Source organism: Rhodococcus sp. 06-470-2 (genome assembly GCF_002258235.1).
In the GTDB taxonomy this organism is placed as follows: Bacteria; Actinomycetota; Actinomycetes; order Mycobacteriales; family Mycobacteriaceae; genus Rhodococcoides.
In genome coordinates this window covers 25,512-47,039 of sequence record NZ_NOYB01000031.1, presented here as the reverse complement: position 1 = coordinate 47,039, position 21,528 = coordinate 25,512, and the positions used below count along the sequence as shown (strand labels likewise).

At 61.3% G+C, this 21,528-nt stretch carries 19 protein-coding genes; 11 read left to right on the top strand and 8 right to left on the bottom strand.

The genetic code is table 11. The features are described from left to right. Window positions 1–51: 51 nt before the first annotated feature. Window positions 52–1,437, top strand: a complete 1,386-nt coding sequence (locus CH276_RS14815; RefSeq protein ID WP_094631421.1) for an MFS transporter — start codon at window positions 52–54, stop codon at window positions 1,435–1,437. A gap of 346 nt (window positions 1,438–1,783) precedes the next feature. On the opposite strand, the gene CH276_RS14810 is transcribed toward CH276_RS14815, so the two are convergent. Beyond that, window positions 1,784–1,990: a hypothetical protein gene (locus tag CH276_RS14810; protein WP_094631420.1), complete on the bottom strand. Its 207-nt coding sequence runs from the start codon at window positions 1,988–1,990 to the stop codon at window positions 1,784–1,786. Between the two features lie 35 nt (window positions 1,991–2,025). Beyond that, window positions 2,026–3,219, bottom strand: coding sequence for an ROK family protein (locus CH276_RS14805; RefSeq protein ID WP_094631419.1), 1,194 nt, complete (start codon window positions 3,217–3,219; stop codon window positions 2,026–2,028). 402 nt (window positions 3,220–3,621) lie between these two features. Between CH276_RS14805 and CH276_RS14800 the strand changes: the two genes are divergently transcribed. Continuing rightward, window positions 3,622–4,716 carry a zinc-dependent alcohol dehydrogenase family protein gene (locus CH276_RS14800; protein ID WP_094623341.1) on the top strand — a complete coding sequence of 365 codons (1,095 nt, stop codon included), beginning with the start codon at window positions 3,622–3,624 and terminating at the stop codon, window positions 4,714–4,716. Next, on the top strand, window positions 4,716–6,059 hold the full coding sequence (locus CH276_RS14795; RefSeq protein ID WP_094631418.1) for an MFS transporter: 1,344 nt from the start codon (window positions 4,716–4,718) through the stop codon (window positions 6,057–6,059). Before CH276_RS14800 ends, CH276_RS14795 begins: the two co-directional genes overlap by 1 nt. A gap of 150 nt (window positions 6,060–6,209) precedes the next feature. Here CH276_RS14795 and CH276_RS14790 read toward each other — a convergent pair whose 3' ends face one another. Next, window positions 6,210–6,668, bottom strand: coding sequence for a cupin domain-containing protein (locus CH276_RS14790; RefSeq protein WP_037183770.1), 459 nt, complete (start codon window positions 6,666–6,668; stop codon window positions 6,210–6,212). Window positions 6,669–7,327: 659 nt separating this feature from the next. Between CH276_RS14790 and CH276_RS14785 the strand changes: the two genes are divergently transcribed. Next, a complete protein-coding gene (locus CH276_RS14785) occupies window positions 7,328–8,065 on the top strand; it encodes an SDR family NAD(P)-dependent oxidoreductase (RefSeq protein WP_037183772.1) in 738 nt (245 codons plus the stop codon). A 37-nt stretch (window positions 8,066–8,102) separates the two neighbouring features. Further along, window positions 8,103–8,870 (top strand): SDR family NAD(P)-dependent oxidoreductase, encoded by a 768-nt coding sequence (locus tag CH276_RS14780; protein WP_037183773.1) that lies wholly within the window; start codon window positions 8,103–8,105, stop codon window positions 8,868–8,870. A 39-nt stretch (window positions 8,871–8,909) separates the two neighbouring features. Here the strand turns inward: CH276_RS14780 and CH276_RS14775 are convergent, their stop codons facing one another. Then, on the bottom strand, window positions 8,910–9,689 hold the full coding sequence (locus tag CH276_RS14775) for a winged helix-turn-helix transcriptional regulator (protein WP_254924333.1): 780 nt from the start codon (window positions 9,687–9,689) through the stop codon (window positions 8,910–8,912). On the opposite strand from CH276_RS14775, the gene CH276_RS14770 reads away from it, so the two are divergent. Next, window positions 9,665–11,242, top strand: a complete 1,578-nt coding sequence (locus tag CH276_RS14770) for an MFS transporter (protein ID WP_254924332.1) — start codon at window positions 9,665–9,667, stop codon at window positions 11,240–11,242. The genes CH276_RS14775 and CH276_RS14770 overlap by 25 nt on opposite strands. Further along, complete coding sequence (locus CH276_RS14765) at window positions 11,239–12,075, top strand: alpha/beta fold hydrolase (protein WP_094623336.1); 837 nt, start codon at window positions 11,239–11,241, stop codon at window positions 12,073–12,075. The genes CH276_RS14770 and CH276_RS14765 overlap by 4 nt, the downstream gene beginning before the upstream one ends. A 69-nt stretch (window positions 12,076–12,144) precedes the next feature. On the opposite strand, the gene CH276_RS14760 is transcribed toward CH276_RS14765, so the two are convergent. Beyond that, window positions 12,145–13,182 (bottom strand): helix-turn-helix domain-containing protein, encoded by a 1,038-nt coding sequence (locus CH276_RS14760; protein WP_094623372.1) that lies wholly within the window; start codon window positions 13,180–13,182, stop codon window positions 12,145–12,147. 45 nt (window positions 13,183–13,227) lie between these two features. Next, on the bottom strand, window positions 13,228–14,199 hold the full coding sequence (locus CH276_RS14755; protein ID WP_303396058.1) for an alpha/beta hydrolase: 972 nt from the start codon (window positions 14,197–14,199) through the stop codon (window positions 13,228–13,230). A 212-nt stretch (window positions 14,200–14,411) separates the two neighbouring features. Between CH276_RS14755 and CH276_RS14750 the strand changes: the two genes are divergently transcribed. The 3 genes from CH276_RS14750 (at window position 14,412) to CH276_RS14740 (ending at window position 17,398) form a co-directional block, all read left to right on the top strand. Then, window positions 14,412–15,587, top strand: coding sequence for a serine hydrolase domain-containing protein (locus tag CH276_RS14750; protein ID WP_094623335.1), 1,176 nt, complete (start codon window positions 14,412–14,414; stop codon window positions 15,585–15,587). 225 nt (window positions 15,588–15,812) lie between these two features. Then, window positions 15,813–16,799 (top strand): aldo/keto reductase, encoded by a 987-nt coding sequence (locus CH276_RS14745; protein WP_094623334.1) that lies wholly within the window; start codon window positions 15,813–15,815, stop codon window positions 16,797–16,799. Between the two features lie 149 nt (window positions 16,800–16,948). Continuing rightward, window positions 16,949–17,398, top strand: a complete 450-nt coding sequence (locus CH276_RS14740) for a cupin domain-containing protein (protein WP_094623333.1) — start codon at window positions 16,949–16,951, stop codon at window positions 17,396–17,398. Between the two features lie 749 nt (window positions 17,399–18,147). Here the strand turns inward: CH276_RS14740 and CH276_RS14730 are convergent. Further along, on the bottom strand, window positions 18,148–18,999 hold the full coding sequence (locus CH276_RS14730; RefSeq protein ID WP_094631416.1) for a helix-turn-helix transcriptional regulator: 852 nt from the start codon (window positions 18,997–18,999) through the stop codon (window positions 18,148–18,150). Between the two features lie 102 nt (window positions 19,000–19,101). Here CH276_RS14730 and CH276_RS14725 point away from each other — a divergent pair, with 102 nt between their 5' ends. After that, a complete protein-coding gene (locus CH276_RS14725) occupies window positions 19,102–19,863 on the top strand; it encodes an SDR family NAD(P)-dependent oxidoreductase (RefSeq protein ID WP_217901417.1) in 762 nt (253 codons plus the stop codon). A gap of 1,088 nt (window positions 19,864–20,951) precedes the next feature. Here the strand turns inward: CH276_RS14725 and CH276_RS14720 are convergent. Then, window positions 20,952–21,473, bottom strand: coding sequence for a hypothetical protein (locus tag CH276_RS14720; protein ID WP_094631414.1), 522 nt, complete (start codon window positions 21,471–21,473; stop codon window positions 20,952–20,954). Between the last annotated feature and the right edge of the window lie 55 nt (window positions 21,474–21,528).

Below are 21,528 nucleotides of genomic sequence, written 5' to 3'. Positions count from 1 at the left end.
ATTCCACTGCTGCGGCAGTTGCCCGGCAATTCTCTGAACCGAGGAATTCGCATGACTCAGAATTCAACGCCCGCAGTCGCTTTCACCGAAGAATCCACGGCCCGACGTCGTCTTTTTGGCGGAGCAGTCGGAACTTTCGTGGAATGGTTCGACTTCGTCACCTACGCGGTGACGGCACCGACTCTCGCGCTGTTGTTCTTTCCAAAGTCCAATCCCTCTGCGGCAGTGCTCGGTACGCTCGCGATCTTCGCCGTCGGCTTCATTGCTCGCCCATTGGGCGGAGTCGTGTTCGGATACCTCGGCGATAAATACGGTCGTATCCGCGTCATGGCATCGGTGATTTTGTTGATGGGCGTAGCCACGGGAGCGATCGGATTATTACCGACTTACGCCAGTATCGGAATTGCTGCCCCTATCCTTCTCCTGTTCTTCCGTTTGATCCAAGGATTCTCTACTGGTGGCGAGCATTCCGGGGCGCTGAGTTTCGTATTGGAATCAGCTCCGTCGGACAAGCGCGCATCGTGGATCGCCATAATCTATGCCGTGACGATTCTGCCAAGCCTGGTGCTCGGCTTCGGGATCATCGGTCTGCGTGGTGCTATTGGCGACGACGCGTACACCGATTGGGGTTGGCGTCTACCGTTCTTCCTCGGTGCACTACTGGCGTGTGGTGGACTTTGGATCCGCCTAAAGCTCAGTGATCCTCAGGAGTTCGTCAAGGCTAAGAAGGAACGCGTAGCTGCGAGCAAGAACCCGCTCAAGACTGCAGTCGTCGAGGAATGGCCCGCCCTGCTGCGGGTGTTCCTGCTCCTTGCGCCCACGCTGATCGCCTACTACCTCGGGATCACCTACCTCTACACTCATATGGTCTCAAACCTCGGCATGAATCCGAACACCGCCTTGCTGGCCAACACGCTCGCAGGAGCATCCATTGCGGTTCTGGTTCCCGTCTTGGGGCGCGTGGCAGATCGCGTCGGCCGAAAGCCGTTGATGTGGACAGGCGCGGCTTACATGACGGCTATTGCGTTCCCTGCGATGTTCTTGGTCAATACCGCCACGTTTTGGGGTGCGTTCTGTGGCAGCCTGCTACTCGCGTCTGCTACGTCCCTGTTCGTTTCCGGGTCGATCGTGACGATGCTCGAACTCTTCCGGACTTCGAGCAGGTATTCAGGGCACGGGTTGTCCTACGGAATGGGCACAGTAGTGTTCGGGGGCTTCACGCCGATAATTGCTGGCAGCCTGATAGACGCGGTGAATCCATCTGCTCCTGCTGCAATGGTCGTCGTCGCGGGAGTCGTAGGCATGATTGTCTTGCGGTACACGCCGGAGACCAAGGACGTTGCTCTCGCCACCGCAGTCTCCCGGTCCGTTGCTGATTCTGCGTCTGACGGTGCAGCGGACAGAAAGCCCGACTTGCATGCGGGATCTGCTCAGTAACTGCAGACACACAACGGCATCATCGCCTGGCTGACCACAGTCGGTCCGGGGACACCGCAGAAAAATACAGTCAAGAACCAGTCAGTCCTGGCACGAGCGGGTTTTGGCCAAAGATGACAACGCGAGAATCATGAGTGACATTCAGCGAGTTGTTGCCTACATGCGATTCGAAGAGGCGTCGCTCGATGTCCCGTTGTCCGACGGGGTGCGTTCGCTCGGACTATCACTGCATACGGAGGTCGGGTGGTCCGCATCGCGTGTGCTCTTGAAGCCGAGGCGGATGTGCGCGTGAGCACCACCGCGCCAGGGACACGCTGACGGCACTGGAGCGCTAGCCGAAGGTCGGTCATGGCGGTGTCAAATAGCCGAACAGGCAACGCCTACAGGCTATTTCGACGATCTCGGTCAAACCGTTCTCGAACATCAGGTCGTCCGACAATGCCGCTTTGACCTCGATGGCACCGGGACCGGTCAGCGTCCGTCTCGTGTGTCGTCGCGGGTGGGCTGCCGCGGCGGAAAGTACGACGGCTGCACTGCGTGCAACCTTGTGCACGCTTGCCTGGTATCAGGATTGTCTACCCCGGCCCTTCACGGCAGGTACGGAACGACGGTTGGGTTGTCCAGCACGGTTCTGCGCGCGTGATGCCAGGCACCGATCAGTGGAGACTCCAGTCCGTGAGTGGCCAAGGTGATTTGGGGGTTGAAGTGTGGCACCCTTTCGGATCGTGAGCGGATGAGGTCGTTGACGTACGGCTCCAGCCATGGGAGCAAGGCGGGGAGTACGCCGCCGAGTACTATGACGTCGACATCGGTGTAGTTGCTCATTGTTCCGACGGCAGATGCGAGCGCCTTGCCTCCACGGTGCAATGCCGCATGCGCATCGGCATTGTCGGCTTTCAGTAGTTCGATCAGGTCGGTGACAGATCGCGAACTGTCGAGGCCTGCGTGTTCCAGAAGCGCGTTCAGGCTGAGATACAACCCGAGGCATCCTCTTGCCCCGCAACTGCACTGCGGGCCTGCCATATCGACGCCCACATGTCCGACGAGTCCTGCTAGTCCATGCGACCCACCGAAAATGTCGCCTTCGATGACCAAGGCACCGCCTACGCCCTCGCGCTGTGCGCTGACGTACGCCATCGCATGAGGCCGCGCATCACTCTGGCTCGCGGTGTATTCGGCCAGTGCGCTCAGCCGCCCCTCGTTGATGACTTCGACGGTCCGAGGTTGCGCAAGCGCCTTTTCGAGAGGTGATCGAATGTCGAGTGCGCGTAGGCCCAATGGAAGGGCGGCCACGATGTTCGAGTCGTGTGCAACGATCGCCGGCAGAACAGCAACGGGGTTCGCGATCCACGCGTTGGTGGCATGGTTCGCACGTTCGATCGCGGAATCGAACATGTCCGCAAGCGCGGTAACGAAACCAGTTGCATCGCCTGGCTCGATGGTATGGGCTCTGCGTCCGGACCACAGAACTTGACCCGCCATGTCGCGGACCTCGCCGGACACTGATTCGGGAAAGAGCTGCACTGCAACCGTGCGCACACGATCCGGTGCGAGCGTCAACAGCCTTCGCGGTCGCCCTCGTCGTCCTTGGACGTTGCCGGACTCGACCAGCAATCCCCGCGCAATCAAGTCCTCCACCATGGTGGTTACAGTCCCGCTGACCAAGCCGGTCCGCTCACGCAATTCCATACGCGCACACGGTGCGTTCTCGGCGGCGGCGGCCATCACCAGAGACATGTTGTGTCGGCCGACATCGGAGGAGAGAGCGGGAGAGCCTGTCATGGACTCGTATTGTCCGCTACATCTGCCGGCGGACGAAACGAGGCCGACACGAATCCGAACGCCACAGTCTGTGGTGACCTGCCAGAGCGTGCCGGCGATTCGTTCTCCAGTCGTTGGCTTCCATCTCGAACCGTCCCCGGATTCGCATACGACGAGAAATTGAATAACAGATATAGCCTGCGGCAAATCGACGTCGATTCCCGCTCGAAGTTAGAGAATCTTTTAGTCAATCGTTGACTTATTAACCTGAACCGTCTTAGTGTCGTAGAGCACACTTTCGATATCGGAGCTACGGTTGCCGTCGACTCGACGCAGACCAGTAGGGATCGAAAGCATCTGCGCCGGAACGCAATCCGAGTCGCGGAATGCCTGTGCTGCCGAAACGACAGAGGGAAGAAAGCCATGAGAGGCGTCATTTTTACAGGCAACCGCAGGGTGGAAATTCGCGACTTTCCCGTTCCGGAGCCCGGACCGGGCGAAGTAGTCGTCGCCGTACGAGCGTCCGGAATGTGCGGAAGCGATCTTCACGTATACCGCGCCTCGCCAGACGGGGACGACACGGACGGACAAGCGATTGCGGGCCATGAGCCTGCCGGTGTCGTCCACAGTGTCGGGACCGGAGTAGGAGACCGGCTTGCTGCGCCGGGCGACCGCGTCATGGTGCACCACTACATCGGGTGCACGACGTGCGACAGCTGCAGATCCGGGTGGCCGCAGATGTGCACGCAAGCTCCGTTCAGGGCGTTCGGAACTCAGGAGCACGGTGGGCACGCTCCATACATCGTAGTTCCGGCAGCGACCTTGGTGCCTCTCGACGACTCATTGAGCTTCGAGGCGGGGGCGGCCATCGGATGTGGCACCGGCACGGCATGGGGTGGCCTGGAGCGCCTCGGCGACGTTGGGGGATCGACCTTGGTGGTCTTCGGACAAGGTCCAGTGGGGTTGTCGGCGACGATGCTTGCGACAGCGAGGGGTGCTCGTGTCATCGCCGTCGACCCAGAACCGGCCCGCCGGGTTCATGCCGAGCGGTTCGGCGCCGTAGCCACCGTCGATCCGACAACGAGCAGTGCGTCGGACATGATTCGGAACTTGACCGACGGTGCGGGAGCGCCGCTCGTACTGGAAACCTCCGGAAACTCCTCTGCAATCTCCGCTGGATTGAATTCTCTGCGTCCGTGGGGAAAGATTTGTCTGATCGGTTTGGGTGCGGGTGAGGCACGATTCCGGGTGACCGATTTCTATCGAACACAGGTTACAGTCATGACGTCGTGGACGATGTCCATCGTTCAACAGCGACAGTGCGCCGAATTCATTGCGCGCGAGAAAGTGCCGATTGACGAATTGTTCAGTCACCGTTGGCATCTGAGTGAGGCCGCCCAAGCCTACGAAGAATTCGACAAGCAGAACGCCGGGAAGGGTGTGTTCGTGTTCGACCCGCTGGATTCAGATGTCGAACGAGTCGGTGCCGAATCCGCTATCCCGCAAGAGGGCCGATAATGAACACAGTAAATCCACGTCGCCGCCTCATCGGAGGATGCATCGGCAATGTCTGCGAGGTCTTCGACTACTCGATCTATGCTCTTGCCGCACCGGCGCTCGCGCTGCACTTCTTCTCGCGGGAGAATCCTACCGCCGCCTTGCTCGGAACCTTTGCAATCTATGCATTGGCCTTCTTCGCGCGACCCGTCGGGGGCGTTTTGTTCGGCTTCATGGCGGACAGGGTCGGCCGCCTCAAAATATTGTCGTTGACGATTCTGCTGATGGGCGGAGGAACGGTCGTCACGGGGTTGCTTCCCACGTACGAGACAATCGGCATCGCTGCGCCCGTGCTCCTCGTTCTGTGCAGGCTCCTGCAAGGACTTTCGATGGGAGGCGAATCGTCAGGCGGCTACAGTTTCATCGTGGAATCCGCACCGGACGGCAAACGCGGACGTTGGATCGGTTTCGCCGTGTGCTTCATCTACGTCCCGACTTCGCTCGCCGCAGTGTTCGTCCTTGGCGTCCAAGCAGCCCTGGGCAGCGAGGCCTATTTGGATTGGGGCTGGAGAGTGCCGTTCATTTTCGGTGGTCTCATCGCAGTGGCAGGGTTCTGGATACGCCGAACGCTCGACGATCCGGAGGAATACACTGCCGCAGTTGCCAATCAAGGTGACGCGCGGAGCACGATCCGGGAGGTAGCTGCTTCGAGAAAATCGATGCTGCGAGTGATACTTCTGCAAGTTCCACAGGCCGTAGGAGCCTATCTTCTGGTCGGGTACATGTTTACGTTCGTCGTGAAGACAGGCGGTCTCGGTGAAAAGCCGGCTTTGTTCTCCAATGCCGCGGCCATCCTGGTCTTGGCAGTAATCGCAGTGTTCTTCGGCTCGCTGGGTGACCGTATCGGTCGAAAGCCACTGCTCATCGGTGGCGCGTCGTGGTTGGCGGTGACCGCGTACCCGGCGTTCTCGCTCGCCGCGTCCGGAACGCTGTTGGGTGCACTCGTCGGACAGAGCCTTCTTGCGATCGGAGTCGCCATCTTCGCCGCCGGTTACTTTGTCACGGCCGTAGAACTATTCCCGACTGCAGTGCGCGGCACCGGTCATGGGTTCTCGTTCAACCTATCCGCGGCCATTTTCGGAGGGACCACACCGCTCGTCGCCACCGCCCTCGTCGGCTCTTTCGACAGTCCAGTTGCCCCTGCGTTCTACGCGATGTTGTTGATCCTCACCCTCGGTGCAGCCGGCATAGCCATGACGCCGGAAACCAAGAACACCGACTTACGAACATCTGTGCAGTCGACTGGATTAACCGGGAGGATCTCTTCGTCCGATCGATCCACTGTCGACACAAACAGCAGTTAGACGCAACGGCACCAGGCGCGCTTCGAGGTGTTCAACTAAAAACAGCGCCCCGCTGCTTAAGACGAACAGGGTGCATCTTTGCCTCGATCCCGCCCTCGCCGGACGACTCTTAGGGTCTGGTGAGGGCGGGCTGATGAGCTGCAGGAACTCTCAGCGAGAGAGTGGGAAGGATGTGTAGACGAAGGTTGCTGGGACCTGTCCGAGGTTGCGCAGATCGTGCATACTGCCAGGTAGCACGATGCTGTCACCCACTTCAAGGCTCACTTCTTCAGTTTCGAGGACTATGTCGAGCGCCCCGGAGGTCAGCGTGATCACGTGAAGGGCATCGTCGAAGTGAAGATCGAGTACCCACTCCTGGCCGTCGGACAGAGGCGGAACAGACAGTAGGCGGACTACTGCTCCGCTCGAAGGTGGTTCAATTTCCACTTCGCCTGCGCGGCTTGCCAGTCCTTGCTCTGGACGAAATGGAATCTGTGGCTGCCACCAGACCTCTTCGATCGCCACCTTCCCTGGATGGGATTCGGCCATGTCTCGCGCGTCCGAGAGGACCACCGACCGACCCTGGGGATCTGTGCCTACGACGATCCGTCGATTCTTCGATGTGCTCATGTCCGTCATCTCTTTTTCTACTTCCTGGTTGGTGCGAGACCATCGTAATGATGGCTCGTTTTTCGCTCGGTCTCCCTCCACGGGAGTCTGGAAAATGCGCGACCCACGAACAATCCGAAGGTCTTCTTGGCACGGCACCATCTCGTAGATGAGATGCAGCCGCACCCTGCGTCTGGTTCCGGCTCAATGGTGGTGTTAGTCGCCAATTTACATGTCACCATTCCGGGCAGTCTGGCAGCTCGATAGGGGACTCCTAAAACGGTTATTGCTTGTCTCGATCGAAAGTGTTGCAGTCGGGAGAATTTCAGGATGGGCTGCTAAGGGAAAGGTGGATTCGAACCGGAGCAGCAGAGGGTTCTCGAACTGCTCGCACCGTCCGGACACCCGTAGACTGGCTGCGCTGGGAAGCACGATAACTCCGCCAGCTCGGCCCGCCGACTTGGCTAGCCGACTATCGTCACTGCTCCTGCAGCAGTCCCTGTTCTCGTTGTCGTGGCCACCCGGCCTGTGCGCAGCGACATCACCACTTCCGCGCGGGTCGGACGCAAAGCTGGTGGACGTACTCGCAGGGCCTCCCTCGGGCGTCCTGGACCCGCTACCGTCCATGACATAGGCCGCGCGATGGTCGGTCTCGTTGTGACAATCATCTGGAGGGAACTGTGTCGCGAGTGTTGATCACCGGGTCGACCGACGGCATCGGCCGCGCCACCGCCGTGTCGTTGCTCGACGACGGTCACGAGGTCGTCGTGCATGCTCGCACGCAGCAGCGTCTCACTGCCGTCGAGGACTTGATTTCCCGTGGCGCGTCGAGCGTTGTCGGCGACCTTGCGCTTCCTGAGGAGGTGGAGCAGATTGCCGAGCAGGCCAATGGAATAGGGGCTATCGACGCGGTAGTCCACAATGCCGGAATCATAGACGGGCCTTCGTTACTACCAGTCAATGTTGTTGCGCCATACGTACTTACTGCTGCAATCCAGGGTCCGGGGCGGCTGATCTATCTCAGTAGCAGCATGCACCGCGGCGGGCACACAGACCTCACTGGCGCAGACTGGTCCGGGTCTCGAAAGACCGTCTCGTACTCGGATAGCAAGCTGTTCGTAACGGCGCTCATGGCTGCGGTGGCCAGGTTTCGCCCCGAGTCGATCTCGCACGCGGTCGATCCTGGTTGGGTGCCGACCAAGATGGGCGGCACTGGTGCCACTGACGACCTTGCTCTGAGCCATGTCACTCAGTCATGGCTCGCAACCACAGACGATTCGCGGGCGTTCGATTCGGGTAAGTACTGGCACCATCAGCGCACCGCGGTGCCCCACCGAGCAGTGCACGACGAGCAGTTTCAGACCGACCTACTCGCCGCTCTGGCGCAGCACACCAGAATTCAGCTGTCGAGCAACTGATTCGACGTCGCTACAAGCAAGATTGGAGCACATTCTCATGACCGTTACCTACGATTTTACCGGTAAGACTGCCTTCGTCACCGGTGGCAGTGCAGGCATGGGCGCGGCCACCGTCCGCGCCTTCGCCGAAGCCGGTGCCCGTGTCGCCGTTGTCGACCTCGACGGGGACGCCGCCCGGCAACTCTCGGACGATCTCACGTCTCGAGGATTCGAAGCATTGGCGGTGCGGTGCGACGTGTCCGACGAGGATCAGGTCGAGGCTGCAGTCCGTGCAACCGTCGAGAAATTCGGCAGCCTGGATATGGCGTTCAACAATGCCGGAATCATGTTGCCTCCGATCGATTCCGCCGATGAGACGGCAGAGGCTTTCGACAAGATCGTCTCCGTCAACTTGCGTGGCGTCTGGGCAACGATGAAACACGAGCTGGTGCAGATGCGAACACAGGGGTCTGGTGTCATCGTGAACTGTTCGTCGTTGGGTGGTCTGGTCGGCGGAGAGGGGCGGGCCACCTATCACGCAACCAAGCACGGCGTGATCGGTGCCACCAAAAGCGTTGCGCTGCAATATGGACGTCATGGAGTGCGAGTCAATGCGGTGTGTCCAGGCACGATCAGCACGCCGATGGTCGAGAAAATGATCGCGGGTAGGGAGTTGGATCCTGACGCTGCGGCAGCAGGAGTGCCGTTGGGGCGATTGGGGCGACCCGAGGAAATCGCGGCGGCTGTCTTGTGGCTCAGCAGTGACGCATCCAGTTACGTCACCGGAGTGGCCCTTCCCGTCGATGCTGGATATACCGCTCAGTAGGCAGCCCGACAGCCCGTCGGCTCCAGCGGTGAACGTGCCTTACCCTGAGTTTGACGCCATGCTGTGTCCTTTCAGGGATTCGAGGTCGAGGCCGTACGTGTTGGCGTGGCGGACTACTTGCGAGAGTCGTTGCAACGCACCTTCACTCCCGTCGATCGATGCCTTCGGCTTGTCGGTCAACTCGCCGGAGAGGGTGCGCAGGACTTCATCGGCGGTTCCCTCGATTGTCACCTCTGCTGTATCGGTCGTGTTCGCCAACGTTGTTGTAACACCATCCGTTCCGGACGAGAGCAACAGGACATCTCCGTCGGCGACAATTGCTGCAGTCAGGCTGGGGAGCCCGGCAAGATCTTTTTCGGTTCGATCGGGATACAGAGCCATGATCGCGAACACCAACCATCGACCCTGACTGTGGTCGCCGTCGATGCCTGAGGCGAGCAACGGCGCGCCCCAGCGCGCGAGGCCCACCAGTGCAGTCTGCAAGCCGTGACCCCATTCGGTGAGCTCGTACACCCGTGCCGAGATGGGCGCGGGTCGTTCGGTCGAAGTGACGACGCCTTGTTCCTCCAGGGTCCGCAGCCGTTGCGCGAGGAGGTTCGTTGCTATGCCCGGCAGCGATTTCTGAATGTCGTTGTATCTGCTCGGCGTAATCAGAAGCTGGCGAATGATCAGCATAGTCCAGCGATCGCCGACCACGTCCAACGCACGTGACAACGCGCAGAACTCCCCGTAAGTCTTCATGCTCGAAACTCTACGCTTGACAAAACAGAGCATCAACTGGAAATAATAAAGTGGTGACCTCACCTGAGATGCGACCACAGAAGTCGCACGTTCTGATCCTGGCCGCTCTGTGCTTGGCCACGTTGTCCATCAGCCTCGCCACCACCGCGATCAACGTGACGTTGCCGACGCTTGCCGTCGAACTCGAGGCCAGCAATCGGGACCTGCAATGGATCGTCGATGCGTACAACCTGCTGTTCGCTACTTTCGTGCTGGCCTTCGGCAGCCTCAGTGATCGCTACGGACGTAAGGGCGCGCTTCTTCTGGGTCTGGCCGTATTCGCCGGCGGTGCAGTGGGTGCCTCGTTTGCGAGCAGTACCGGGCAGCTGGTGTCGTGGCAAGCAGTCATGGGGCTCGGTGCCGCATTCGTCTATCCGACGACGCTGTCGATCTTGTCCAATGTCTTCACCGATCGCGCGGCAAAGGCGAAAGCAATCGGCGTGTGGGGCGCTACTACCGGCGTAGGAGTTGCGTGCGGTCCCATTCTGGGTGGCCTCCTGCTCGAATCATACTGGTGGGGAAGCGTATTCCTGGCCCTGTCGGCTGCCGCCGCGATTTCTATCGCCGCAACGCTCGCCGTCGTCGAGACCTCGAAGGATCCAGCAACGCCACGGATCGACTTCGGCGGACTCGCCCTGTCCGTGCTCGCGGTCGGCAGCCTTGTCTACACGGTCATCGAGGCACCTGAACACGGTTGGGGCAGCTGGACGACGATCATCGGATTCGGGCTGGCAGCAATCCTTTTCGGTACACTGGTGTTGTGGGAGCGGGGCCGCGACGAACCGATGATCGACGTCACACTATTCACCAATATGCGGTTCACCGCCGCCAGCGTCTCGGTGACGTTCGCTTACTTCGCTCTCTTCGGCTTCATCTTTCTCATCACCCAGTACTTTCAACTCGTACGTGATTACGGTCCTTTGGAAACCGGCCTCAAGTTCATTCCCGTCGCAACAGCCATCGCAATCGGTTCGGTGGTCGGCACGCTCCTGGCAGTACGAATCGGGAACAAGTTGGTCGTGACGACCGGTCTGTTGTTGTTCACCACAGCTTTCGTGTGGATCGCGACGTTGAGCACGTCGACGAGTTACCTCGAGATCGCCGGCCAGATGATTCCGCTCGGCCTGGGGCTCGGCCTCACGTCAGCGCCCGCGACCGAAGCCATCATGGGCGCGGTACCGCTGAACAAAGCGGGTATCGGATCGGCCATGAACGATGCAACACGTGAAATCGGCGGCACCCTCGGAGTGGCCGTCATCGGCAGCGTGTATTCCTCCCTCTATGCATCCACCATGGCCGACTCTGCCGCGACGCAACAGTTACCTGAGAACGTGAGGTCTCTGGTGGAAGAGTCCGTAGGAGCAGCCGATATTGCGAGTGAGCGACTAGCGGCGGGAGGCAATTCGGCTGGTGCGCAGGCGGTGTCCGATGCCGCTGCCACCGCCTTCCTCGACGGTCTCTCAGTGGGAGCGTACGTCGCAGCAGGGGTCACTCTCATCGGTGCCGCCATCGCTTTCCTGTTCCTCCCTGCCAGGCCCCGAGAACAATCGACGCCGACCACTTCCGCAGGTAGAGCGAAGGATTCAGCATGAAAATCGACGGTACTATGAGCCATTTTCACACCCCGGCCGCTCTCGATGCACCGGTCGGCAAGCTGCGGTACATCACGGGTGGTTCCGGGTCGCCGATCCTGTTACTGCACACGGTGAGAACGCAGGCCGAACATTTTCATCGACTGATTCCACTACTTCTTCCGCACCATACGATCTACGCGTTGGACCTGCCAGGGATGGGCTATTCGGATATCGTCCCCGGTGCGTCCTACGACGAACCCCAGATGCGACGCGGGGTCGAGAACTTCCTCACCGAGATGGATCTACGAGACGTCACGATCATCGGCGAATCGATGGGCGCAGTTCTTGCGCTGACAACAGCGGCGAACCAGCCTGGACGGGTTCGCAAGGTGATTGCAGTCAACCCCTACGATTTCGCCGGTGGACTGGCCAGGTCCAGCCTCCTTGCACGATTCGTCCTCGGCGGAGTCCTGATGCCGGGTGTCGGCCCCCTACTTGCCGGAGTCGAGCCCAAGCCGGTGATGCGGGCAATTTTGCACGGCGGCCTGGTCGACAAGTCCGCACTCACGGATGAGTACCTCGAAGAATTGCTCGCCGTGGGGCGTCGCCCGCACTACTCGACAGTTGCACGCGGGGTGTACGCCAATCTCCCGAGCTTGATTGCCGCTCGGTCATGCTATATCGAGGTGAAGGCCGACGTGCACATCGTCTACGGCAAAGATGACTGGTCCCGCCCCTCCGATCGACGCGCCAACCAGGCACTGCTGCCCAGTGCTGAGTTCGTGAACGTTCCTGCAGCAGGACACTTCATCAGCCTGGAACGGCCCGACTCCATCGCCGTTCTGGCTTAGTGGATCTCCTGAATCGTAGACCTTCACGAAAGCTGGACGCGACGGCTCGACTGCTCGATTGACGCCACCTCACGGCGGTGGCATCTCGAGTACTCGCGAATTGTTCAGTCGCCACACCAGGTACGCCGTACCCAGCCGCGTACGACCGAATCCGACGAACGGGTCGAAGCCCAGAAGCTCCGTTATGGTCAGGACCCTCGTCTGCATCGTGCTGTGGTGCACACCCGCCTCACGCGCCGCCTCGCGGAGCGATCCTGACTGCACGATCGCGCGGACCGTCGTCGATCCCCACGTATGGTGCAGAACTGTTGCCAGTTTCTCGACGTCCGGTTGTCGAGTTGTACCGGGGGTGTCGGCCAGCAGATCGGCGAGTCCGCCGAAGTCGGCTGCGTCGACCGGTCCGGCCTGAGGATCGTCGCAGAGTCTCAGAGCGACAATGGAAGTGCGGAACGAATGATGCAGATCCTTAGGTGTAGTCGCGACGCCGATGCCGCATGGGCTCGCGTCGATGGCCGTGACGCGCTCGGGAGCGATGATGGCGTGGAGTGGCCCGAACTGGGTTGGCACGACGTCCTCGGGGCCCGATGGACGCACCTTCCACACAGCGAACAAAGGAGCTGTCACTACGCGATACCCACAGTCGGTTGACAGGCCGAGGGCCGCGGACGACAGGCGTCGCTGTTCCTCGCTCACCGTCTGATCGACCAGCAATCCGAAGTGACGTCGGTTGTCGAGTTCGCGACGCCCGTGACCGTGTCGAATTTTGACCGCGAGAGCCAGGCGTTCGAGAACAATGGCGTCGTTCGGCCGATGGGGACCCTCGCGTTCGAGCCACACGCACAGATCGTCGATGACGACCGTCGTCAGATCCGTCCGCCGTTCCGGTGCCGGGCCCGGGGCATTGTTACCGTCGGGTGCTATCCGTTCAATCCGGTCCGGTTCCGTCCGACCGAATCCGACAACGCATCCGGACAGCGATGCGGCCGACGCGAGCAAAGCGCGTGTATTGACGTTGCCGACGACGAGTTCGTCGAAGCAGGCGATGATTCGGAGTCCCAAGCTCGCTGTGGGGTCCAGTCGCGCGATGCGACCCAACAATTCCTGCATCAGGTCACCCCTGTCGTATGAGCCGACGGTGTGCTCCACTCGTGGTCAGTCGGCAAGAATCTTCTCCACCCAGGCGTTGCGAGTCTGGATCATGCTCCGCCCGACGGTGGTGTGGGGGGCGAATATGTCGCATGCGTGGAACGCGCCGCCCCAGACGTGAAGTTCGGCGTCGCCTCCGGCCTTCCATATGTCACTGGCATAGGCGATTGCCTCGTCGCGAAAAATCTCTGCGGCACCGACGTCGATAAATGTAGGTGGCAAGCCGCCGAGGTCGATGGCACGCGCGGGTGAGGCGTAGATGCTGACGTCGTCGGTACCCCGAGCGCTTCCGAGCAGGGCATCCCATCCGGTGACGTTGCTGATCCGGTCCCAGACGCCTACCCCGTCGAACTGGCCGGTAGAGGGGGTAAGGCACCGGTCGTCGAGCATCGGGTAGTCCAAAACCTGGCCACAGAGAGGCGGACCTCCTCGATCACGCGCTGCCAAAGCCAAGCCCGCTGCAAGCCCGCCACCGGCGCTTGCTCCGGCGACCATGATGCGATCAGGTCTGAGATTCAACAACGTCGCGTTTTGAGCGACCCATTCGAGTGCTGCGTACATGTCCTCTCGGCCGTACGGGTCGGGAAACTCCGGTGCCAGCCGGTAGTCGACGGTCACCAGTGTGACTCCGAGTCGGTCCACCCAGTCGAGCACGAGGTCGATCCCGCTGAAGCGGTCGCCGAACATCAGTCCGCCCGAATGCGCGTAGAGGACCACAGGGGCCGGTCGATCCGGCGGGTCGTGGCGCAGTACCGACACGGTGATCGGATCACCACGGTACCCCGGTACCGCGACGTCGAAAACGTCAATTCCTCTGTCGCCCAACAACTCTCCTAATGGGGGCGAGGCGTAGGACGTTCTCATGAAGTCGATGAGGTCGGGGGTGATGGTTGGTGGGAACATTCCGCCGACCACGGCCAGACCCGCCTTCAGCTCAGCGTCGAACGGTGGACGCACGACTCGGGATGCGTTCTGCACCTGGACCTCCCATCGCAACACCGACCCGTAACGGTACGCACGATCGTCGGGCGGTGCGGCCGATTGGCGTGTTCGACTCCGGCGACCCGCCGTTCGGCGGGTGACGCAGGCCGAATTGCGTCGCGTTGTCGGTTCTCTCGAGACTCTTCACGGACGAGTGTGATGTGAGACATACCGAACGGCTACAAGGCCTTTCCGAAAGGACCATTGACATGACCAGAAGCTTCGACGGCACCGGAATCGACCGGGTATTGAGCGAGTCCGTCGGTCGACAAGCGGTACCCCATGTCGCCGCGATTGCCGCCGATGCCGACGGGGTGTTCTACGAAGGCGCCGCAGGCACGCGAATAGCGGGGGAGTCGACCGATCCCGTGACGACGCGGACGCAATTTCGGATCATGTCGATGACCAAGATGGTGGCGACCACCGTCGCGCTGCAACAAGTCGAACGCGGCGATCTCGACCTCGATGCACCGGTGGAGGACTACGTGCCCGAGTTCGCGGACGTCAAGGTTCTCGACGGGTTCGACGGCGACAACCCGATCCTGCGCGAGCCGGCGAGCAAGGCAACGGTGAAGCAGCTCGTGACGCACACATCTGGCCTCGGCTACTGGTTCTGGAACGACCAACTGGTCAGGTTCGAGGCAGTTACGGGCGTACCGAACGTCGTTCCAGGGAAAGCGGAGGCTTTTCAGGCACCTCTTGTAACCGATCCGGGCACCGAGTTCGTCTACGGCATCAACACCGATTGGCTCGGCAGAGTGGTGGAGTCGGTGGCAGGCACGGGCCTCGACAGCGTGATCAAGGACGGTGTCACGGGACCTCTGGGTATGGACGACACCATGTTTGTTCTGGACTCCGAGAGAACGGCTAATGCAGTGACCGTTCACGTGAAGGGTGAGGACGGAGCGTGGACGTCGGCGGGTGAGATTCTCAACCAGGAACCCGACTGGTACGCGGGCGGGCATGGCTTGTATTCGACACCGCAGGACTACATCCGGTTCGAACGGGCACTGCTGCGCGGCGGTGAACTCGACGGCGTCCGGATCTTGGCACCCGAAACGGTCGATGCGGCGTTCCGCAATCAGATCGGCGAACTAGACTTTCCCGCCGAGATCCCGACCGCAGACCCAGCGACGACAGACACGATGTACGCCGGTCCCGGAAACAAGTGGGGCTACGGTTTGATGCTGAACACTCACGACGTGCCCGGCGGTCGCCGCGCAGGAACCGGAGCATGGGCAGGCTTGTTCAACACGCACTTCTTCATCGACCGCACCACCGGAATCTGTGCCTCTATCTACACCAATTCACTGCCGTTCATCGCACGCGACGATGCGTGGAAAATGTACGGCGACTTCGAGAAGGCGCTGTACGCAGCGCTCTGACATCAGGCCGCGAGACATTCGGCACCGAGTGGTGCCCTGCTGGTGCGCTCAACAGTAGTGACTCCCTCGGAAGGGCTGACCCGATTAGCTTCTCCGGAAGAGGAAGTCTGGCGTGACCGATCAAGCCGAGCAAGTAGAAGGTGGGCGATCGATGTTCGGGGATTACGCGCGCCGTGAGGTTTCCGCCTCCAGACTCGACGGCACCACTGAAACGAAAGGATGAGGATGCACACCAGAACACTTGGGCGTGATCTCGAGGTATCCGCGATCGGATTCGGGGCGATGGGCATGTCGCAGAGCTACGGCCCGAACCCCGGCAGCCGCGACGACATGATCACAGTGTTGCGTTCGGCAGCCGATGAAGGAGTGACGTTCTTCGATAGCGCCGAGGTCTACGGCCCTTACGTCAACGAAGAGCTTGTTGGCGAGGCTCTCGAACCTATCCGCGAGCAGGTGGTGATAGCAACGAAGTTCGGCTGGGATATCGAGAACGGCCGGGTCGCCGGATTGAACAGTCGTCCCGAGCAGATCCGGCGTGTGGCCGAGGCGTCACTGACGCGGCTTCGTACGGACGTCATCGACCTGCTGTATCAGCACCGTGTAGATCCGAATGTCCCGATCGAGGATGTCGCCGGCACCGTCGGTGAATTGGTCCGCGAGGGCAAGGTCCGGCACTTCGGGCTCTCCGAGGCTTCGGCTACGACGATTCGCCGCGCGCACAAGGTTCATCCGGTTACTGCGGTTCAGAGCGAGTATTCGCTGTGGACTCGGGATCCCGAACCGCAGGTGCTACCCACTCTGGCCGAGCTCGGAATCGGTTTCGTCCCCTTCAGTCCGCTCGGCAAGGGATTCCTGACCGGCGCTGTCGATGCGTCCACAAGTTTCGCCGACGGCGACATCCGCCACCGCGTCCCGCGGTTCGAGGCGGAGAACCTTGCTGCCAACCAGTCGCTCGTCGACCACGTGCGAGGCCTTGCCGATACAAAGCGCGTGTCACCAGGTCAGATCGCCCTGGCCTGGCTGCTGGCGCAGCAACCATGGATCGTTCCGATCCCGGGGACCCGCCGTACCGCACGTATCCGCGAGAACGCGGCGGCCACCGAGGTCGGGTTGTCCGCTGACGAGCTGAACGGCCTGAACCTGCTGGCAAAGTCCGTTGGAGTGCGCGGGGACCGGTACGACGCCGAGCACATTGCCTTGGTCAACGGCTAGGTGTAACTACTGATCGACCGGCGCAGGCGAGCCTCGATCGACACGCCATTCGGGTCGAGGGCTTCGTAGTCGACTGGCGATGCGTCAGACAAACGCGATCAAAATCGAGCCGGCCCACAGTCTGTTGAGAACGAGCTGAAAGAGACGACATGACCGCTAGCGAATTCGATCAAATTTTCCCGCTCGGGGAGCCCAACGAGGCCTATGCGCAGTATTTCTCCGGCCAGAGCTACCTAGCTCCGTTGTCCGATGGCAGCGTCCCCGTCAGCAACGTCAGTTTCGAGCCTGGTTGCCGCAACAACTGGCACATACACCACGGATCTGCGGGCGGAGGCGACCAGATTCTGCTGTGTACGGCAGGCAGTGGCTGGTACCAAGCCGAGCACCAAGATCCAGTCAGCTTGGCGCCTGGATCGGTGGTCCGGGTGCCGGCAGGCACGAAGCACTGGCACGGCGCAAAGGCAGGCTCGTGGTTTTCCCACCTCGCCTTCATAACGCCTGGCGAGAACGTCAGCAATGAGTGGCTCGAACCTGTTACCGATGAGGTGTACGCCGCGCTACCAGACAACGGCGAAAAATCAGGACCACTCGGGGACTGACGCGATAACGGGTCAACGGTGGGTGGGTAATGGCCAGGCCGCTGCCTCCCTGGGCTGTGGTTGCGTCTCCACCAAGAGCCAGATCCTTCGTGAGTACAGAAACATCCACGGCCAGTCATTTGTTGGTCCACCACACACCACGGCAGTCCACATTCGTTCAGGCTCGCCTGAGGCCGACAAGGTATGCCTCGTTCAGTGTCACGCAAGTTTTAGAAGTCGCCTTCGAGTCCGTGCCATATTCGAGGACAGGCGGCGGAGTTCGTTGACACAGATGTTGGCTGCGGGGCACGGTCGTGGGCATCCCAGAGACTGTCAGGTCGGTCGCTGCGGAGCAAGAGATCCCGGCCGCTGTCGCGAACCGGATCGCGGCCGCCGTGCAGTCCTCCCGCTCCGAGGGAACCCGTAAGACGTACGCGGCCGCGTGGAGACGCGCCACAACTGGTGCGAGTCGAATGGTCACGTGAGGATGCCGGCGCACCCGATCGGCGTCGCCGCTGACCCGTTACTGGTCGACGACATCAAATTCCTCGTCGGGACCGCTCGGGCGCGGTGCCGCGGGTGGGCAGACGAAGTCCTCGAATGCCGCGACTCGGCTATCCTGCTCTTCGGGTTCGCCGGTGCCTACCGCCGAAGCGAACTGTCCGAGATGGTGTGCGGTGACGTCACCGTGCACCGGCACCACGGATTGCACATCCGACTGCGGAAGTCGAAGACCGACCAAGAGGGTAGATCGATTGATCGTCCACGCGTCAGCCCGTTGACTCGGCAGATGCCGGCCCCCACGACGCCAACATAGGGAGTGCTCGAGCAGTAGACGACTCGGGCTCGACGGTATAGATGATCAAGCGTTGCTCCGGGTCGTGCGGCGACACAAGGGATTCGATGCCGAATGCGAGTCGGCCGACCACGGGGTGAGCGATCTTCTTGTCGACGGACGTGCGATCCGCTACACCATGATCGTCCCACCAGCGGGCGAAGTCCACACTTTCCGAACGCAATTCGTCGACCAGAGCGATCAATCGAGCGTCGGCGACATGGCGACCGACCTCGTAGCGCATCGCCCCCACTGCGGCCGACGCGTAATCGGACCAGTTGACGATGCGCTCGCGCGCACGCGGGTCCAGGAAGAGCCAGCGCACCAACACCGCGCCCCCAGCGATCTCCTCGCCGAGGACTGCCCGCGCCAGCATGTTGCACGCCAGGATCTCCGATCGGCGCCCGAGGACAAGCGCGGGAACGTGATCCAAGGTGGTCAGCACCCGCATCAGACCGGGATCGGGACGCTGCGCGTACTCCCACGTACTGGGCCGTCCCCGGCGGATCGGAGCGGCAAGGTTCCGCAGGTGCGCATCCTCGATCTCGTCGAGGCGCAATGCCCGGCTCAGGGCATGGACGATGTCGTCGGTGACCGTGTGCTGGCGGCCCTGCTCGAGTCGACTGTAGTGATCGGTGCTCAGTCCGGCGAGCACCGCGAGCTCCTCCTTGCGGAGGCCCGGAACTCGCCTCGGTCCAGGGAACGGCGCAATCCCCGCCGTCGCCGGGGTGAGTGCGTCGCGTCGTGAGCGGAGGAATGCTCCGAGTGCGGATCTGTCTGCTGGCACGCTGCTCAGAGTACGGAGATTACACTGGGTGCGCCTGGTCACGCCGTGACCAGGCAGCGCTCGCCCTGGTGCGATACCGGGCTGGACGGTGAAATGGTGGTCATGAGCAACCTATTGCATTTGTCCAACCGCACCGCCGTCGTCACCGGTTCGACGAGCGGAATAGGCGCAGCCACCGCCCGCACACTCGCGGCCCGCGGAGCTCGCGTCGTGATCACCGGGCGCGACGCCGAGCGCGGCGCACATCTGGTCGCTGAGATCGAACGCGACGGCGGATCCGCCGTGTTCGTCAGCGGCGACCTCACCGCTCAACCGACCGACCTGCGCCACCTCGCAGAGCAGTGGACCAGCGCTCTCGGCGGGAGGGTCGACATCCTGGTGCACAACGCGGCGATCTGCCCGGCCGTCGACACCGTCTCCCTCACCGATGACGATCTGGACGCGGCACTTGCCGTCAACATCCGGGCACCGCATGTTCTCACCGCCGCACTTGCCCCGGCGATGGCCGAACGGGGGAGCGGGGCAATCGTTGTCGTCGGGTCGTGGATGGCCACGGTCGGCCACGCATTCGTCGGCCTGTACTCCGCCACCAAGGCGGCCGAAGCTCAGCTCGCTCGAAGCTGGGCAGCCGAGTTCGGACCACGGGGGGTTCGAGTGAACACCGTCGCGCCCGGCGCCACCCGCACTCCGATCAACGATTCGGACGGTGACGTCATTGCGACGATGACCGCCGGCATACCGGCCGGCCGGCCGGGTACACCCGAGGAGATAGCGTCGGCCATCGCCTGGGTGGTGTCGGACGAGGCGGCCTACCTGCACGGGGCGACGATCCCGGTGGACGGTGGCATCACCGCGACCCGTTAGGCGGCGGTGGCTGTGGTGCTCGTGGATTGCATCGCCGGGGCCCGAATCCGATGACGAATCGACTGTCGAACCCGAGATCAAGCGCGCAACTCTCGCATCGACGACCGCGGCAAGAACCAGAAACGCGCTGAACAGGTCAGCCTTGGAGACGGCTACGCCATCTCGCTCCCGAGTCAGAACCCAGATCGCCGTCCCAACGTTGCCCAGAGCTCGCGCGCCCAGCCACGACCATCGGGGGCGTCCCAACGGACAAACCGGATGTCCGAGCCAGATACAGCGGGTCCGGGGTACGAATCCCTGATGGCGCACACCAAGTGCCCCTGAATAGCATTTATGCTGGTCAGGGGCACTTTTTGTTGTCCGGATACTTATGGGGACCTGCAAGCTTCGCAATAATGGCCAACTCTGTGACCTGCGGGTTCTCAAGCGGCGTAGGGAGTTTCGAGGACTTGAACCTCAATCGCTTTTACCGGGAGTCAAGTGCATGTCTAACGACTTAAGAACTGCCTCTGAGCTGGCGCTGAATCCGATCTCCGGACAGCGGGATTGGCTCAGGGGATCGCCGTCCCCCCCAACTCATCACTTACTCATCTTTTTGGAAACGCGGCCTCACCTGAACGGCGGTGGTTCTTACCGGATCTGTTGGACAAGCTGGCCGCATGTGCCAGTCGTCAGGCTCACCGATGGATCATCCGGTCTGAGCCTGGCGGCATGCTTCAGATGTGTGCCGGCTGTGAGTGCCCCTCTGATCGAGGGACTCCGAGCACTGGCGGGGAGGTGATTGCCGGCGTCACCCGGATGCGTGCTGAGGATTGCTTGGGCGTCTGTCGGACGCGAATCCTGGGTGAGGCTCGTGCACGCTGTCAGAAGCGGTGTCGAAGCACAGCTGACGTCTCCCGCGTACAAACACAGACTGCGTCGCCGAGGACATCGAGACGACTGCCGTCGACGAAGATGTCGACAACGGTCTGCTCAAGCCCGCAGCCGACGGCCTTCACCTGTGGCTCGACCCCCCCGAGTGTCGCGACGGTATAGCGAGGACCGGGCCGCAGATCTCCGTTAGTTCCGTTAAGAAGTACGTAATGGGTTTAGTCCGCAGCGCGCTCCATAAGGCGATTGAACTCTTGGTTGACGAGCTCCGCGGTCAACCCACGCGCCTTGCCCACTTCGAGCGTTACGCGACTGCAGGCCGTTTCGGCAGCGTCAAGTAATAGCGCGATATCTGCGAGATCGTTGATCATTATTTGCTGCCCAGCGGCGCTTATGAAGTCTTCGGCGTGATCACGAAAGAAATGATGGATTAGTCGATTCCTCTCCGACACCGCGCGGCGACAGGTCTCCAGGTCGGCGGGACCCAGACGGTTCTCTTTGGAGATGGTGTTGACAAGCGCGCCGGTTGTCTTGCGGAACAGCTCGACGAACAGAGCGTCGATTTCGGTTGCCCTGTGAATAATCTCCGATCCTCGCGCAAAGGCCACAAGATTGACGAGCCCATGGTCGAACACTTGAGCCTTGTAAGCAGTGAGGCCGAACCGTGCGAACACTTCTTTCACACGGGCGTCGTCGTCGGGTAGTTCATCTATGAGAACGTAGCCGTCCTTGTCTGGCACGGAGCGAGTCTATCGTGCAGAGAAAATCTGTGGTGGTTACTTTCGGCCGAAACGT

Coding starts and splice junctions, on each gene's coding strand:
- CH276_RS14740 (WP_094623333.1), top strand. CDS start 16,949: ATGACCGCTAGCGAATTCGATCAAATTTTCCCGCTCGGGGAGCCCAAC.
- CH276_RS14815 (WP_094631421.1), top strand. CDS start 52: ATGACTCAGAATTCAACGCCCGCAGTCGCTTTCACCGAAGAATCCACG.
- CH276_RS14805 (WP_094631419.1), bottom strand. CDS start 3,219: ATGACAGGCTCTCCCGCTCTCTCCTCCGATGTCGGCCGACACAACATG.
- CH276_RS14780 (WP_037183773.1), top strand. CDS start 8,103: ATGACCGTTACCTACGATTTTACCGGTAAGACTGCCTTCGTCACCGGT.
- CH276_RS14760 (WP_094623372.1), bottom strand. CDS start 13,182: ATGCAGGAATTGTTGGGTCGCATCGCGCGACTGGACCCCACAGCGAGC.
- CH276_RS14765 (WP_094623336.1), top strand. CDS start 11,239: ATGAAAATCGACGGTACTATGAGCCATTTTCACACCCCGGCCGCTCTC.
- CH276_RS14750 (WP_094623335.1), top strand. CDS start 14,412: ATGACCAGAAGCTTCGACGGCACCGGAATCGACCGGGTATTGAGCGAG.
- CH276_RS14800 (WP_094623341.1), top strand. CDS start 3,622: ATGAGAGGCGTCATTTTTACAGGCAACCGCAGGGTGGAAATTCGCGAC.
- CH276_RS14790 (WP_037183770.1), bottom strand. CDS start 6,668: ATGAGCACATCGAAGAATCGACGGATCGTCGTAGGCACAGATCCCCAG.
- CH276_RS14725 (WP_217901417.1), top strand. CDS start 19,102: ATGAGCAACCTATTGCATTTGTCCAACCGCACCGCCGTCGTCACCGGT.
- CH276_RS14745 (WP_094623334.1), top strand. CDS start 15,813: ATGCACACCAGAACACTTGGGCGTGATCTCGAGGTATCCGCGATCGGA.
- CH276_RS14795 (WP_094631418.1), top strand. CDS start 4,716: ATGAACACAGTAAATCCACGTCGCCGCCTCATCGGAGGATGCATCGGC.